Origin of the sequence: Vibrio sp. SCSIO 43097 (genome assembly GCF_023650755.1) — a bacterium.
Classification (GTDB): domain Bacteria; phylum Pseudomonadota; class Gammaproteobacteria; order Enterobacterales; family Vibrionaceae; genus Vibrio; species Vibrio alginolyticus.
Window position 1 is genome coordinate 1515699 of sequence record NZ_CP071841.1, and the last position, 15106, is coordinate 1530804.

12 protein-coding genes are annotated in these 15106 nt (G+C 46.3%); 5 read left to right on the plus strand and 7 right to left on the minus strand.

Going from position 1 to position 15106, the window contains the following annotated elements:
- Positions 1-12: 12 nt before the first annotated feature.
- Positions 13-1494, minus strand: coding sequence for a cryptochrome/deoxyribodipyrimidine photo-lyase family protein (locus tag J4N40_RS23170; RefSeq protein WP_250654547.1), 1482 nt, complete (start codon positions 1492-1494; stop codon positions 13-15).
- Between the two features lie 108 nt (positions 1495-1602).
- Here J4N40_RS23170 and J4N40_RS23175 point away from each other — a divergent pair, with 108 nt between their 5' ends.
- Positions 1603-1908: a DUF6482 family protein gene (locus tag J4N40_RS23175; protein ID WP_005374898.1), complete on the plus strand. Its 306-nt coding sequence runs from the start codon at positions 1603-1605 to the stop codon at positions 1906-1908.
- Between the two features lie 68 nt (positions 1909-1976).
- Here J4N40_RS23175 and trhO read toward each other — a convergent pair whose 3' ends face one another.
- Positions 1977-2957, minus strand: coding sequence for an oxygen-dependent tRNA uridine(34) hydroxylase TrhO (gene trhO / locus J4N40_RS23180; RefSeq protein ID WP_005374899.1), 981 nt, complete (start codon positions 2955-2957; stop codon positions 1977-1979).
- Positions 2958-3412: 455 nt separating this feature from the next.
- Entirely contained in the window at positions 3413-4708 is a 1296-nt protein-coding gene (locus J4N40_RS23185) for an alpha/beta fold hydrolase (protein ID WP_005374900.1), read from the minus strand.
- A 210-nt stretch (positions 4709-4918) separates the two neighbouring features.
- On the opposite strand from J4N40_RS23185, the gene J4N40_RS23190 reads away from it, so the two are divergent.
- The gene (locus tag J4N40_RS23190) at positions 4919-6076 is read left to right on the plus strand and encodes a D-alanyl-D-alanine carboxypeptidase family protein (RefSeq protein WP_104976414.1); all 1158 of its coding nucleotides are present in this window, start codon (positions 4919-4921) and stop codon (positions 6074-6076) included.
- Between the two features lie 84 nt (positions 6077-6160).
- On the opposite strand, the gene J4N40_RS23195 is transcribed toward J4N40_RS23190, so the two are convergent.
- Entirely contained in the window at positions 6161-8818 is a 2658-nt protein-coding gene (locus tag J4N40_RS23195) for an alpha-amylase family glycosyl hydrolase (protein WP_213904644.1), read from the minus strand.
- 129 nt (positions 8819-8947) lie between these two features.
- Positions 8948-10411 (minus strand): helix-turn-helix transcriptional regulator, encoded by a 1464-nt coding sequence (locus tag J4N40_RS23200; protein WP_250654548.1) that lies wholly within the window; start codon positions 10409-10411, stop codon positions 8948-8950.
- A 167-nt stretch (positions 10412-10578) separates the two neighbouring features.
- Here J4N40_RS23200 and nfsB point away from each other — a divergent pair, with 167 nt between their 5' ends.
- The gene (gene nfsB / locus J4N40_RS23205; protein ID WP_005374924.1) at positions 10579-11232 is read left to right on the plus strand and encodes an oxygen-insensitive NAD(P)H nitroreductase; all 654 of its coding nucleotides are present in this window, start codon (positions 10579-10581) and stop codon (positions 11230-11232) included.
- A gap of 69 nt (positions 11233-11301) precedes the next feature.
- Entirely contained in the window at positions 11302-11592 is a 291-nt protein-coding gene (locus tag J4N40_RS23210) for a putative quinol monooxygenase (protein WP_213904642.1), read from the plus strand.
- Here the strand turns inward: J4N40_RS23210 and J4N40_RS23215 are convergent.
- Positions 11589-12512, minus strand: coding sequence for a LysR family transcriptional regulator (locus tag J4N40_RS23215; RefSeq protein WP_025768616.1), 924 nt, complete (start codon positions 12510-12512; stop codon positions 11589-11591). The two genes, J4N40_RS23210 and J4N40_RS23215, sit on opposite strands and share 4 nt — an antisense overlap.
- Positions 12513-12644: 132 nt before the next feature.
- On the opposite strand from J4N40_RS23215, the gene J4N40_RS23220 reads away from it, so the two are divergent.
- Positions 12645-12863, plus strand: coding sequence for a VF530 family protein (locus tag J4N40_RS23220; RefSeq protein ID WP_025613103.1), 219 nt, complete (start codon positions 12645-12647; stop codon positions 12861-12863).
- Between the two features lie 1583 nt (positions 12864-14446).
- On the opposite strand, the gene J4N40_RS23225 is transcribed toward J4N40_RS23220, so the two are convergent.
- Entirely contained in the window at positions 14447-14899 is a 453-nt protein-coding gene (locus J4N40_RS23225; protein ID WP_171345528.1) for an acyl-CoA thioesterase, read from the minus strand.
- Positions 14900-15106: the final 207 nt, after the last annotated feature.

The following is a 15106-nucleotide window of genomic DNA, read 5'->3' on the forward strand; positions in this document are numbered from 1 at the left end:
ATTGAAAGATGATCATCGCGTCCTACTTTCTTTTGAGGGCCTAACATGTCGCGCAAGAATTCGTCTGCCTTCTTGTTTCACATCGGCTCGTTTCCGCCACGCCCATAAGCGCTCTCTTGCTGCCTTAGCTGTGTTGTCTGGTGCGATAATAGGTGCAAGGTAACGGCTATCTGGCTGCAACTGATACATGACAGCTTCCATCTGGGTCACTGTCCAGGGCTCGAATAAAAGAGGGGGAGGAACCATTTGTAACTCAGGCACCCACTTGTAGATGAACGTACCGTTAGGATCATGTTCTTGGGCTTGCTTGATCGGATTATAAATACGGATTGTGTTAGTCCCGGTTACTCCTGCTTGCATTTGGAATTGTGGGTAATGAATTCCAGGCTCAAAGTCGAGAAATAGTTGCGCTAAATGCGTTACACCTACTCGCCAATCCATGTTCATGTGGTGAGTAAGAAAGCTAACCAGCATGGCACGCATGCGAAAGTTAATGTAACCAGTGTGGTGCAAACAGCGCATGCAGGCATCAATCAAAGGTACGCCAGTATGCCCGGATTTCCATGCTGCTAACTTTTCTTCATCGAAAGTACTACTTTGTTTAATCAATGGTTCGTAAGCCCGATTAACGCAGTAAAACTCCATGTCGTATTCCGATTCGAATTTTTGGATGAAGTGACAGTGCCAATGAAGCCGTGAAGACAATGCAATTAAGCTGCGACGAAATCCAGCGACTTGCCAGTGTTTCAAAAGGTATTGATAAACTTCACGCAAGGATATGTTACCCCAAGCGAGATATGGAGAAAGTCGAGTACAGGCTGTGCGTGAGGCTGTGGGACTAGAAATGCTTCGATAGTAATCACGACCTCGACGATGGAAAAAGTCCTCTAGTGTTTTCCAAGCGAGCCGGCTTCCTCCCGTTTGCATTCCTTTGCATTTTGATAGCCAGGATGATGGTGGCGAAAACGAACAGCCGAGAGCTTCTGCATCCAATGAATGCAATAAGTCGGTTTGGAGCTCAATAGGGCTTATTGAGGCTCTCATGACAGAGTCCCAATGTTTGTCCCAACCTTGCCGGTTTATTGCACCTCTGATTACAGCACCGTGTTCGAATTCAAACCAGTCGATGTTCTGCTCATACAGCCAAGCGGCAACTTGTCGGTCTCGTTCAAAGGTGCAGTTGAGTCCTATTTCTCGGTGAGAAAAAACAGCGTTGATTTGATATTGCGCTTGAATTGATTGGAAACATGCTAAGGCATCGTCAAACAGCACCGTGATTCGATGCCCATACGCTTTGAGCGTTTCATCCATGTCTTGCAGTGATTGCCAAACAAATCGCCAGTGGCGCTCAGAATAGTGTGGGTTGTTCAATAGCAATGGTTCAACAATATACAAAAGCACAGTTGGGTGCTTTGTTGATAATGCTTGAGTTAGTGGTTGATGGTCAGTCAGCCTTAAATCTCGCTTTAACCACACGACATTGATTGTTTGCATCGGAATCCTCTTTGTTTCCGATGTTGTACGCAAGTAAACCGAAGAAATCTCATCCAATGATCGGTTTTATTCTACAAAACGTAGAGGTAACTTTCAGGGAGGTGACACATGGCAATACCATTGAGTAAGTTACAAAAATACTTCTATGTAGACAAATTGGTCATTCATTCGCTTGATCTCGCATTGTACCAGGCATCTGTCGTGATTGATGGAGAAGCGCAATTTATCACTGATGACAACGGTATCTTTTTGAGGGCTCATTCCCTGATCGAGATGCAAAAGAAGTGCAGGAATATCAAAGCAAATAAGCAGGTTCTAGTGCATCAAAGTGCTTATGATGAAATGGTGGGGCTACCCGAAGGCAAAAGAGACAATCAACTAGAGGTATTGGTGAGGGATACAAAATTGTATTGAAAGAGTATTGGTGCGTAGTAAAAGCGAGCCACCTTACGGCAGCTCGCTAAATATAAGGAGAGTTGGGCTTAGTCTTGTTTACGCTGCGCTTCTTTTTGCGCGTACTTAGCGGCACGTCGGGCTTCTCTTTGCTTGGCACTTTCACCACCAACATGCTGCTCGCCTCGCTGCTCTGCAAGAACAACTTGTTTTTCACGCTCGCGGAATCGAGCAATTTGTTCTTCTGAGTGTGTGCCGTGACATTTTGGACAGCTCACGCCTTGCTCGAACAATTCTGACTGTTTGTCTTCTTCAGTGATCGGTAGACGACAAGCGTTACATAAATCGTAATCTGCTTTTTCTAGCTGGTGGTTCACTGCAACACGACCGTCAAATACGTAACAATCGCCTTCCCACATGCTCTCTTCTTGAGGAACTTCTTCAAGATATTTAAGAATGCCGCCTTCTAGGTGGTAGACCTCATCAAAGCCCTGTTCTTTCATGTAAGCCGTTGATTTTTCGCAGCGGATACCACCGGTACAGAACATCGCAACTTTCTTGTGTTTTGCCGGGTCCATGTTTTCTTTTACATAGTCTGGGAATTCACGAAAGGTTTCAGTATTTGGGTTTACAGCGCCTTTGAATGTCCCGATCTCGATTTCGTAATCATTACGTGTATCGACAACAAACACTTCAGGATCAGCAATAAGATCGTTCCACTCTTGAGGTTTCACGTAAGTACCCACTACGTGGCGAGGGTCTATACCTTCAACACCTAATGTTACGATCTCTTTTTTCAGTTTCACTTTGGTGCGATTGAATGGCTGGGTCTCAGAATACGACTCTTTGTATACGGTGCCAGTCAAACGAGGTTCGTTGTTTAGCCACTCCAGTAGCGTATCAATACCTGCACGATCAGATGCAACAGTACCGTTGATACCTTCACTTGCCAGTAGTAATGTTCCGCGAATATGGTGTTTTTCCATCAACGCAAGTAATGGCTCGCGTAGCTCTTGATAGTTATTCAGCTCAACAAACTTGTACAGCGCACAAACTACATACTGACTCATGAGGTTTCCTTTAAAAATACAGGTGGTCAACGACCTTAAAATTTTAGCGGCACGAAGTATACCTGACTAAACTAGTCGGAAATACGGACAAATTATACGGATATTATGAGTAGGCGGGGCCTGGCGGTCTTTGATAGGGGGAGCATGTCCGCAGGTGAAGCCGCTATGTGTTCAAATTATAAGCATTAATTATAGTGGGTTAGGTAGGTTGGAGCCGATACTTTTGGTTTAAATTTATGCTGTTTTGGGCCCTTCAAAAAAGTTAGGCGCAAGAAGCACCAAGTAATCACCGGAGTCATTGACAAGGAAAGGACATGTCGCAGTTTTATACATGAGGTGGTGAGGGATAAAGGTTTAGGGACAAAGAGTGAATGACTGATCGCCATTGTTCATAAACCGCTATAAACGCCTTTTCATCAAATACTAAAAAGGCGTATTTCTAACGTCTGTCCTGCTTATTTCAACGCAGCTGCGGTCTGTTTACCCATGGCAATGAGCCTGTCGAGAATGCGTTCACCGTCGGCACGTAAGCCGTTGTGCTCGTACTCATTGGTGATCCACGCTTTTGAGTTTGGTATTAACGCGAGCGTCTCTCGGCTGATATCCATTTCAACAAACATATCATCGGCGTAAACGGCGCAACTGACAGGCACTTTGTTCTGAGCCAGTTGTGTTTGATCGTACAGCGCAGTCCAATCTTTTTTCGCTGCCAATATTTCTGCGGCGTCTTTTAGTGGTTTGAGGTTAACGTATTGGTCGAACATCCATGGGAAGACCATTTCCCCCGTAAAGTAAAATGGCTTGCCAGATTCATAATTAAACTCTGATCGGGTTTGGCGAACGCGGTGCGCACTCCAATTCGACGCGAAGCTTTGGCAGTAAATCGATTCATGCAAAATGGCGTAGATCGGGTTGGTTTGGAAGTTTTGCTGCGCCAACATATCGTTTAAGAACTCATAACGAAGTTGTGGTTTGCCGTTCACTTCAATCAACGCGCTTTCTAGCCAATAGTAAGTTGGTAAGAAAGTATCACTCACACCAAAGTTGATGCCGATTTGTTGAAATTGCTCCACTGTGAAGCGTTGACCATTTGGTAGGTACTCTTCATTTTCCAGCAAGTGATTCGCAATGTTTTGGCAAAGTTGTTGCGCATTGGGAAATTGTTGGAAGAACGCTTGGTTTTTCTCCATGGTGCGTTTGAAGGTGGCTTCATACACATCGTCGGCATGACGCGAGACTGATGGCACGCCACCCGTGATGTAGCTTTGCAGCAAGCTGTCTGGGAACAAAGACAAATAGGTGAGGGAGCAAAACCCACCAAAGCTTTGACCTAAGATCGCCCATTTTTCGACGCCAAATTGCTCACGAATGTATTCCGCGTCGCGCACGATGTTATCCGCTCGGAAGTGGCTCAAGTAGTCTGCTTGTTGCTCTGGCGTGAGGTGAGCAAGCGTCTGGTGATTAATTACGCTGCTGTTGCCCGTACCGCGCTGGTCGAGAAGCAAAACTCGGTACTCTTGCAGCGCGCGTTTTACCCAGCCGTTATTGCCGTTTTGACGCGGAGAGGGAAAGCCAGGTCCGCCCTGAAAGTAAACCAACCAAGGTTTGGTCGATTCTTCCTCGCCAACTAGGCAAACCGCACGGGCGAAGACTTCAATGGTGCCTTTGCTCGCGTTTTGGTAATCCAGAGGAACGGTAAAACTGTGGGGAGTGTAATGCAATCCTGCGTCGATAAATGATTGAGCGTTCATTGTTATCTTTATTTCCTTATTGAGGGGTAGCGCTACTTTACTGCGAATGGCGCGAAGAACCAACGCTATTTCCCAATTGCCTCTTCAGTTCTATACCTTGGTCAAATCAATGTAAGTTCAAGAAAATGAAACGATTAGCGACTGGTGCAACTGGTTGAGTGAGCTATGCTCAATAGAGTTGCGACAAAGTAAGAGCATGGAGGAAGTCGGATGAAAGTGTCACTGGCTCGATGGACAATTGTGACTTGTTTAATAAGCGTACCTACTTTTGCCGTTGTTACGCCCAACCCACCTCAGTTACAGGCAAAAGGCTACGTATTAATGGACTTTCAATCCGGTGCCATTATTGCCGAGTATAACGGGCGAGCAGGCCTTGCTCCGGCGAGTTTAACCAAGTTGATGACCGCTTATGTAGTTGGACAAGAAATCAAAGCGGGGCGTTTGAAATGGGATGATGTTGTCACCGTGAGCGAAAACGCGTGGTCGGCCAAGTTTCCCGGTTCTTCTAAAATGTTCATCAAACCGAAAGATGAAATTAGTGTTGCGAACTTAATGCGCGGCGTGATCATCCAATCAGGAAATGACGCGTGCGTTGCACTGGCTGAGCATGTTGCAGGCAGTGAACGCGGCTTTGTTGCCTTGATGAATGGTTGGGCGGAGAAATTAGGACTGCAAGACACCTATTTTGTGAACTCCCATGGTCTTGATAGTGATGGCATCCAAACCTCACCAACCGATATGGCAAGACTCATGCAGTCGATCATCAGCGATGTTCCTGATGTGTACGCGCTATACAGTGAGAAAGTCTTCAAGTGGAACGACATTACGCAGTACAACCGCAATAAGTTGTTGTGGGACAATTCCATTGATGTCGACGGGGGAAAAACCGGCTACACCAGCAATGCCGGATACAGCTTGGTGAGCTCGGCCAAAGAAGGAAGAATGCGCCTTATCTCGGTGGTGATGGGTACGCCAAGTAAACAGGCTCGGATCAGCCAATCGAAGAATCTACTCAGCTATGGTTTTCGCTTTTATGACACCAAGCAAGTTGCTAAACAGGGGGAAGTTGAGTCTAAAGTTCGCGTTTGGAAGGGAAATGCTAATCAAGTTGAGGCGATCTTTGCTAAAGATGCCTATCTCACTCTGCCTCGTTCAATGACGGCTGGGCTTGATAAGAGTGTGGTGTTAAATGAACCGTTGATTGCGCCGATCGCGCAAGGAGATGAGATTGGTAAGGTCGTTTGGAAAAGCGATGACAGTACCGTGGCGAGTTATCCCTTGGTCAGCAGCCAAGCGGTAGAAGAGGGCTCGTGGTTCGCTCAGCTTTGGGACAGTCTGGTGCTGTGGGTGAAATCGTTCTTTAACTAGAATAAAAACGAGCAGAAGTGTCTTTCTGCATTTTTTTGTTGATGGCCGCCCAGCTAAACGCTGGGCGGTGTTTTATTTAACGGTTTATTCCGACAAGGTGATGATTGGTAAATCGTCCCAAATCTTACTTTCATCCGATGCGCCACCGGAGAAGTTCCAAGGGCCTTTGTCTTGTTCTAGCGGACGGTAAGTTGCCGAAAGGCCGTCTAAGTCCCAAGTCGTGACATAGAAGCGGATACCATCGAGCGAATCTGGGCGGCCCAGCGCGTCACTCGCAAAGTCCATCGAAATAGTGTTATTGGCTTTGTCTACTGTCACTGTTGGTGCTGGCGTGACCGCTTCTCCCCATGTCGTCGCATTTGCTCCTTTGGTGTTGTAAATCGAACTTTGCCAGCCAAAAACAACCGCATTACGACTCCAGGTTCCGCTTGGCATAGAAGCGTTGATCTTCGGTAGCTCAGACAAGTTAGTTGCGGCTTCTTCAGGTAAATCAATAAAGATGGTGAAACCTACGTGGTCGAAGCCGTTTGGTGGCAACCAAGTGTCGGTGATGTTGTCCATAGTGAAGGTCAAACGTACGTTACTGCCAACGGTAAATACCTCAGCTTTGTTGATTGCGAGTTGGCTATTGTTTTTATCGAATGTTGGATCCGTTGGTAGCGAATAGTTACCGTTAGGACCGCCCATGCCATCTTGCGCATCACCCGCGTCATCAATAGTGTCGTCTGGCGTGTTTGACCAGCTTAAGTCCGACACAAAGTTAACATCTTCAATGCCCGCTTTTTTCTCAGTAGAATAAATCGCGAAGCGGTGTTGTTGTTCGCCAATTGCAAAGTGACGAGTCGACAGCGTGACACTAAACTGACCATCAGCGCCTGCAGTAATGGCTTGCGCTGTTTCTAAGTTACCATCGACGACAAGGTTCAACTTCTCGTTGGCGTTCGCACTACCCGCGATAACAATATCACCAGTGATGGTTTTTCCTTCCCAATCCTGCGCCAGTTGTATGTTGAGGTCTGGGGTATCTACCGATTGGGTATCGTTAGTTTTTGAGTAAATCACGGCAGATTTGGCTGGTAGCTCAAGGGTTACGTAACCGTTTTCATCTGCGATTAACTGCTCTGGAGCGTCTACCCAGTTCGACATGATTTGTTGTTTGAAGACGGTGCCACCAACTTGTTCTACATCGAGTTGGTTCATCAACATTGGAGAGTTAGATGTGTTCATTACCACTAAGACTTCGTCGTTATCCAAAGTGCGGGTAAAGGCGAACACACCTGCACCAGCTTTATCGCTGCCAATGACTTTCATTTCGCCGCGTGTCATGACTTTGTTTTCGGTACGTAACTTAGCAAGCTCTTGGATGAACAAGTACATCTCGCTGTTTTGGTCGAATGAATCTACGTAGTCGCCGTCTTCACGGTAACCGCCAGCAAACATCGCATCGCGCGCTGCTGGCATCGCTTGCTCTGTACCTTGGTAAATCACAGGAATACCGGGTACGCTCATCATGGTGATCAGAGCTTGCTTCATATCGTTGACACTGCCTTGCGATAGAAAACGCGGCATATCGTGGTTATCAATGAAGTTCGGCATGATGTATGGATTTGGGAACATCTCCATCATTTTCTCAAGACGAAAGCGTAGGTAATCGGTCGGTTGTCCTGCTGCAAACACGCGAGTCATGGTTGCTTGCAATGGGAAGTTCAACACCGAGGTTAACTGCTCCGGCGAGCCGCTTTCGCCGATGTAAGTCAGCATCTTCTCTTCGCCTTCGGTGTGGTAAGGCGTAGATGTTTCGAAGACTTCACCAAAGGTCAGGAAGTTATCGCGACCAGTATCAACCGCTTGAGTCATCACACCATCGTCGGCATGCAGGAAGTCGTTCCAGAAATCGTGCTCAACAAACTTCACCGTATCGATACGGAAACCGTCAACGCCCACTTCGCGAATCCATTTACGGTAGCTCTCTTTTAGATAAGCGCGTACTTCAGGATCGGATGTATTCAGGTCATCCAGATCCGACAGTTGCCAGGTTTTTTCTTGTACTGGGTCGTTATGGTCGGTGATGCTTGGCGTCCAGTGGTAGCTGCCTGTGCCGTCTGTTTTACACTCATTCATGTTGAGTGGGTACGGCAGCTCTTGCCCGGCAGGTAGTGCATTTTTTATCAAACGGAAACCTTGGCAAGGAAGGCTAGGATCGTAATTGTATGGGGCATCGTAAGTGAAGAAGTTACCAACATGGTTGGTCACGATGTCTTGAATCAAGAACATGTTACGAGCGTGCACTTCTCGCGCTAACGCTTGGTAGCTTTCCATGTCACCAAAGTGCTCATCCACTTTTTGGAAGTCACGCGCCCAGTAGCCGTGGTAGCCGCCGTAGTTTTGCTCTGCATCCCACCATTGGTTAGCAACTGGCGGAGTAATCCAGATCGATGTGGCACCGAGATCTTCGATGTAGCTTAACTTATCACTCACACCAACGAGGTCGCCGCCGCTGAATTTTTTATCCGACGTCGGATCGAATTCGTTTTGCTCTTGATCATTGAGAGCGCTGTCGCCGTCGTTAAAACGGTCGATCATCAGGAAGTAAATGATTTGATCTTGCCAATCAGGAGATGCCACGTGGCTGCCTGTATCGACTGGTGTGGTTTCGTCGCTTCCACAGCCAGAAAGGGCAAGAGCGATCGCGAAAGGAAGTATTTTTATTTTATTCATTGGGTTAGGTAGAGTTTCAAACACAGTTTTTGCCTCCGTTATGCAGCAATGCAGAAACGATAAAGCAAAGGTTTGAAATTGAGAGTGTCATTTTACGCCAAAAAAGACGTGAAATGATGTCACGAAGTGATGGTTTTGATCTGACCGACAGTTTTAATTGAGCGGTTGCACAATAGGATATTGTATCGGGTAATGCTCTTTCGCGAGCTCGTTGTCGGATTCATCATAAAGGCGGAAACGGCACTGCTTTGCAGTTTGAGTGAGCGATAATTGCAGCACCCAACAAGCATAATGTAGCGAGTGTTTGGTTAAGCGCATTGCGTGAGGTGTGGGATCATCATCGACGTAACAGTCAATCCTCGCAACGTTTTCAAGTCGGCATGCCAGTTCGATAAAGAGCGTGTATTGCGCCCCCATATTAATAAGCTGCCGAGTCGGGACAATGTATTCCGTTGCACCAATTAAAAGCCCCTTAGAAACCACATAGTCACGCTGGTGGTTATTCTCAATGTAACGTTCCCCATCGACTTCATAACAAAGGCGAAAGGTAAGGGGGTGCGCTACCGGAAGTTCGGTCGTTGCCCAGAGTTCGATGCCATGACTTAAAAAGCGCTCGAAGAAGGCTGGGTAGCGACGCCACGTGCCATCACGGTCACGGCATTCTACCGAGACCACTTTTTCAAACGCAATATTGTCCACTTCCATCCAGATTTTGCCGACAGGTTGGTCGATGTGGTTATCGTCGAAGGTATTGGCTTTGGCGTAGTATAAGCGGATCGGTTGTTGATTTAGTTGAGTTCGGTTATCCAAACATTGTTGGCGATATTGCATGGGTGAAAACGGATACCAACGACGAAAAGTGCGGTGAAAGTTCGAAGGTTCTTCATAACCAAGTTGATAGGCGATTTGCTGCGTTGTGAGTTGGGTGTCGGCAAGCAAAGTGAGTGCTTGCTTTCTTTTAGCGAAATCAACGCATTGAGAGTAGCTCATTTGCTTCTCTTGCAGTCGACGTTGCAAGGTGCGTTTGGAGACGCCCAGTTGCCTTGCCGCTTGCTCTAACTTGAGCGCGTAATTGCTGTTTTTGATGAACAAGGCGTTCAAAACACTCAGCAATTCGGGTTGCTCAATTGGCTGGTGAGAAAGCAGCAAATAAACGTGTTTCACCAGTTCAAACACGCTTGAACTCGTTTTAGAATCTCGCGTTTCCCCTAGAAAAATATCGGCCGAGAATGGATTGCTGGCTTGAACTTGTACTTGTATTGATTCGCTTAGCTCAAGCATCTCCAACTGCATTCTGAGCAAGCCAAACACCGACTCCGCCCAATTTGGCATATCGCCCGTTCTGCATTCTACTTGCAGATGGATTTGGGCATCACCATGTTGAAATGTGACGTACAAACGGCGGTCGAATAATGAGACACTTTTACTCCACCAAAGCAGCCCTTCTTGGAGGTTAGGCGCTTCTTTCAACATCATACATTGCAAGGCCACCAACTTCTCAATGTGCCAATATTCGCCAGCAATTCGAAGGTGATTGTGACCGAGCTTTTTGCACAGAAAGGATGTAATAATGTTATCTTGAGGCAGCATGAGTTGAGTTTGGTTGCGAGCAAACATGCATTATTGCTGAAAAGATGAAGAAGTTCAGTGAGAACGCTCAAAGCCTTTCTTATCGTTTTATTTTCAAATTTATTTTGAAAATGTTTTTAATCGAAATCGGTTTTTCCCTTTATCTCATGAGGTTATGCTGTTACACAGCTTAAATTCATTAATTGGAGAACCTCATGGATATCGTACAAGCTGCAAAATCTCGTTACTCAACGAAAGTGTTTGACCCAACACGCAAGCTACCTCAAGAAAAAATCGACGCAGTTAAAGAGCTGATTCGTTTTAGTCCATCGAGTGTGAACTCCCAGCCTTGGCATTTCATTCTGGCAAGCACAGAAGAAGGCAAGCAGCGCATCGCTAAAGCGGCGCAAGAGAATTACGCGTTTAACGCGGCGAAGATTCTCAACGCTTCTCACGTATTGGTGTTTTGTGCAAAAACAGGCATTGATAACGACTACATTGAAGCGCTAATGGTGCAAGAAGAAAAAGATGGTCGATTCCCAACTGAAGAAGCGAAAGCGGCTGTGCGCGGTGGCCGTAGCTACTTTGTGAACATGCACCGTTTTGATTTGAAAGATGCAAACCATTGGATGGAGAAACAAGTTTACCTCAACGTGGGTACGTTGCTGTTGGGTGCTTCGACGCTAGAAATCGATGCAGTACCAATTGAAGGGTTTGATCCAAAAGTGCTGGATGAAGAATTTGGCTTGCGTGAAAAAGGTTATACCAGTGTTGTGATCGTGCCGCTTGGCTACCACGCGGAAGATGACTTCAACGCGAAAACGCCAAAGTCTCGCTGGGACGCAGAAACCGTATTCACCGAGATCTAATTCGAGCTTACTTACAGGTGACGTAGCACCCCGTAATCAATATATAAATCGCAAAAGAGTGATAAAACGATGATCCACTTAGTCGCAGAAGTGAAAGCCTATCCAGATAGTAAGGAGCAGGTGGTGAATTTGCTTGCTGGTTTACTAGAGCCAACTCGTAAAGAAGAAGGCTGTTGCCAATACGAGTTGTATCTCGACGAAAAAGTTGATGGCCTATTTATGTTCCAAGAAATCTGGGCGTCGCAAGAGGCCTTGGATAAGCATTTGCAAAGCCCGCATATGGCGACGTTTCTTGAAACATTGGAAGAGAACGATTGGGTTGAATATACCCAGATTCGTCCTCTTCGATTTATCGCCTAATGACAGAAGGTTGCCAGCACGTTGGCGCGTTGCTGGCAGCATTTTTGTTGGATAAAGTCGCGGAAAGTCCGAATCGTTGGCGTCAATAATCGACGATCGGCACATACCATGTAGAGCGGCACTGGGCCGCAATCCCACTCTGGTAACACTCGTACCAATCTTCCCTCGATTAAGTCTCGGCTAATGTCCATCAATGATTTATTCGCAATGCCTTTGCCTTTGATCGCTAACCGGTGTGGCAAGTCACTATCGTTGCTCAACAAGTTACCGCTGACCACGATTTGTTCTTTCTCGCTGCCACGCGTGAGCGTCCATTTGTTGTAGACCGAATCCGCGACCATGTAGCACAAGCAATTGTGTTGCGTTAAATCGGCAGGAGAGGTGAGTTCTGGATGTGTAGCTACGTACTCTGGCGATGCACATAATATCCGTTCGTTTGACCCACACAATGCCAATACGACCAGATTGGAGTCGGCCGGTTCGCCGTAGCGAATCGCAATATCGACAGGCTTGGTGTACATATCCGTCAAGCTATCGGACAGCTCTAGTTTAATGGAAACATTTGGGTAGAGATCGATGAACTCATCCACCCAATCGAGCAACATATTGCGACCAAAATCGGAGGGTGCAGTAATGTGCAGCTGACCAGACAACTCCCCGCGCGCACTTGAGATCTGATCCAACCCCTCTTGCAATGTTGCCAACGCTTGCGTGGTTTTGTCTAAAAACAGTTCGCCCTCTGAGGTTAAACGCAGGCTTCGGGTGGAACGCACAAACAACGGGAAACCGATTTGCCCTTCAAGACGCTTAATCGATGCGCTAATGGCGGCTGGTGTCATGTCCATGCTGTTAGCGGCTTTTGAAAAGCTGCCTTGGCGCGCTGTTTCGACAAAAATATTGAGGTCGTTGAGGGCTTTCATCGTGAAAAGGGCTTTTATGAAGTTTGGGCTACTATAGGGGAGAGTCGTAGGCCAATTCAAGGTTAAAACATTAGGTTGCACGGCGAGTTTGAGTTAGATTAGCGCGCAACTTCACTTTACCGGATCAATAGCATGAGCCAACATCAGCCGAATAACCCACTTCACGGGTTGAGTTTAGAGAAAATCGTCACCCGACTAGTTGAACACTTTGGTTGGAATGGCATGTATGAGCGCGTTCGTGTGAACTGTTTTAAGAAAGATCCGTCGATCAAATCTTCTCTGAAGTTTTTGCGTAAAACGCAATGGGCGCGAGACAAAGTCGAAGCGCTATATATCGAGACATTCTGCTAACCGCTCTATGGTCTGCAGCAGCGGTAAGTAGATTCTTAGTCTCGCTTTGGCTCGCTAGAATGACGCAGCTTTTCTTATCGCGTAGGTTGGAAGAGTCGCTCCACTGATACGTCCAAAGTGATTTTCCGGATGGTCACTTAGGCTTATCTGGAATCGCTTTTTTAGATGGTTTTGTAGAGGTCAGAGCCAAACTCGAACTGTTATTCTGAACTGAGAGGAACGAGCGTGATTCAGAATTTACCCTCAGATTGTATTGAGTTTATTCATGGCTCTATGGTCTGTAGCAAGCGGCAAGTAGATTCTTAGTCTCACTTTGGCTCGCTAGAATGACGCAGCTTTTCTTATCGCGTAGGCTAGAAGAGTCGCCCTACTGATGCGTCTAAAGCGAGATTCCGGATGGTCACATAGGTTCTTCTGGAATCGCTTTTTAGATGGTTTTGTAGAGATCAGAGCCAAACTCGAACCGTCATTCTGAACCGCGAGGAACGAGCGTGATTCAGAATCTACTCTCAGATTGTATTGAGTTTATTCATGGCTTTATGGTCTGCAGCAAGCGGCAAGTAGATTCTTAGTCTCGCTTTGGCTCGCTAGAATGACGCAGCTTTTCTTATCGCGTAGGCTGGAAGAGTCGCGCTGCTGATGCGTCTCAAGCGAGATTTCGGATGGTCACTTAGGCTTGTCTGGAGTCGCTTTTTTAGATGGTTTTGTAGGGGTCAGAGCCAATCTCGAACTGTTATTCTGAACCGCGAGGAACGAGCGTGATTCAGAATTTACCCTCAGATTGTATTGAGTTTATTCATGGCACTATGGTCTGCAGCAAGCGGCAAGTAGATTCTTAGTCTCGCTATGGCTCGCTAGAATGACGCAGCTTTTCTTATCGCGTAGGCTGAAAGAGTCGCTCTACTGTTACGTCTAAAGCGAAATTCCGGATGGTCACATAGGCTCGTCTGGAATCGCTTTTTTAGATGGTTTTGTAGAGATCAGAGCCAATCTCGAACTGTTACTCTGAACCGCGAGGAACAAGCGTGATTCAAAATCTACCCTCAGATTGTATTGAGTTTATTCATGGTTCTATGGTCTGCAGCAAGCGGCAAGTAGATTCTTAGTCTCGCTAGAATGACGCAGCTTTTCTTATCGCGTAGGCTAGAAGAGTCGCGCTGCTGATGCGTCTCAAGCGAGATTTCGAGTGACTCACTTAGGTTCTTCTGGAATCGCTTTTTTAGATGGTTTTGTAGAGCTCAGAGCCAAACTCGAACTGTTATTCTGAACCGAGAGGAACGAGCGTGATTCAGAATTTACCCTCAGATTGTATTGAGTTTATTCATGGCTTTATGGTCTGCTGCAAGCGGTAAGTAGATTCTTAGTCTCGCTATGGCTCGCTAGAATGACGCAGCTTTTCTTATCGCGTAGGCTGGAAGAGTCGCGCTGCTGTTACGTTTAGCGAGGTTTCGAATGATTCACTTAGGCTCATTAGAATGACGCTAGTTTTCTTATTGCGTAAGTTGGAATGGTACCTCAGCATCATTCCCGATAGCGATGAAGAAGCGCTGTCGGGAACCTCGCCTTTAATCTCTCGTTTATTGTTACTCCAAATGATGCGTACTACCCACGGTTCCTTCCAAGTCTAAAATCGACTGGCGAACGTGATCTGGAATCGAAGCTTTAACGTTGTTCTTAAAATCAAACATCACACCAGTGGCGGTCGCGATGGTCGCAATTTTACCCCACTTCTTACTCAGCACTTGGTACTCCATCGTGATGCGATCTTCTTGCATGTCGATTACGCGAGAACCGACTAATAGCGTGTCTGGGTAAGTAACAGGCAATTTGTAGCGGCATTGAGTCTCGCTCAGTACAGGTCCAATTTGCGAGGTCTGCAGGTCGACCAGCAGGTTAATTTTGTTGAAGTAATCTAAACGTGCGGTCTCAAAGTAGCGAAAATAGACCACGTTATTAACGTGTTGCAGAGCATCCATTTCACCCCATGCGACTTTTATCTCTGTGATAACGGGAAAGTCCTTTAACAGTGTGTCCATTTTTATTGCTCCTTTTTCATCTGCTTTGCCACAAATTGCGACGCGACTTATCACTTTGAGCATTTATTCTAGATGTAATCATTTAATATGTAATAAAATTGTTTTTAAAATGTGAAATGAAATGGTGGTTTGATTATGTAAACTAGAAACTTTACATAATTGAGTTGAAGGCGTAAGTTTAACTAAGAGTAACCAGATAGGAGGTGT

Excerpts from the sequence above, each read along its gene's own strand:
- J4N40_RS23170 (WP_250654547.1), bottom strand. The coding sequence starts at position 1,494 with ATGCAAACAATCAATGTCGTGTGGTTAAAGCGAGATTTAAGGCTGACT.
- J4N40_RS23175 (WP_005374898.1), top strand. The coding sequence starts at position 1,603 with ATGGCAATACCATTGAGTAAGTTACAAAAATACTTCTATGTAGACAAA.
- trhO (WP_005374899.1), bottom strand. The coding sequence starts at position 2,957 with ATGAGTCAGTATGTAGTTTGTGCGCTGTACAAGTTTGTTGAGCTGAAT.
- J4N40_RS23210 (WP_213904642.1), top strand. The coding sequence starts at position 11,302 with ATGATCCACTTAGTCGCAGAAGTGAAAGCCTATCCAGATAGTAAGGAG.
- J4N40_RS23225 (WP_171345528.1), bottom strand. The coding sequence starts at position 14,899 with ATGGACACACTGTTAAAGGACTTTCCCGTTATCACAGAGATAAAAGTC.
- J4N40_RS23215 (WP_025768616.1), bottom strand. The coding sequence starts at position 12,512 with ATGAAAGCCCTCAACGACCTCAATATTTTTGTCGAAACAGCGCGCCAA.
- J4N40_RS23185 (WP_005374900.1), bottom strand. The coding sequence starts at position 4,708 with ATGAACGCTCAATCATTTATCGACGCAGGATTGCATTACACTCCCCAC.
- J4N40_RS23200 (WP_250654548.1), bottom strand. The coding sequence starts at position 10,411 with ATGTTTGCTCGCAACCAAACTCAACTCATGCTGCCTCAAGATAACATT.
- J4N40_RS23190 (WP_104976414.1), top strand. The coding sequence starts at position 4,919 with ATGAAAGTGTCACTGGCTCGATGGACAATTGTGACTTGTTTAATAAGC.
- nfsB (WP_005374924.1), top strand. The coding sequence starts at position 10,579 with ATGGATATCGTACAAGCTGCAAAATCTCGTTACTCAACGAAAGTGTTT.
- J4N40_RS23220 (WP_025613103.1), top strand. The coding sequence starts at position 12,645 with ATGAGCCAACATCAGCCGAATAACCCACTTCACGGGTTGAGTTTAGAG.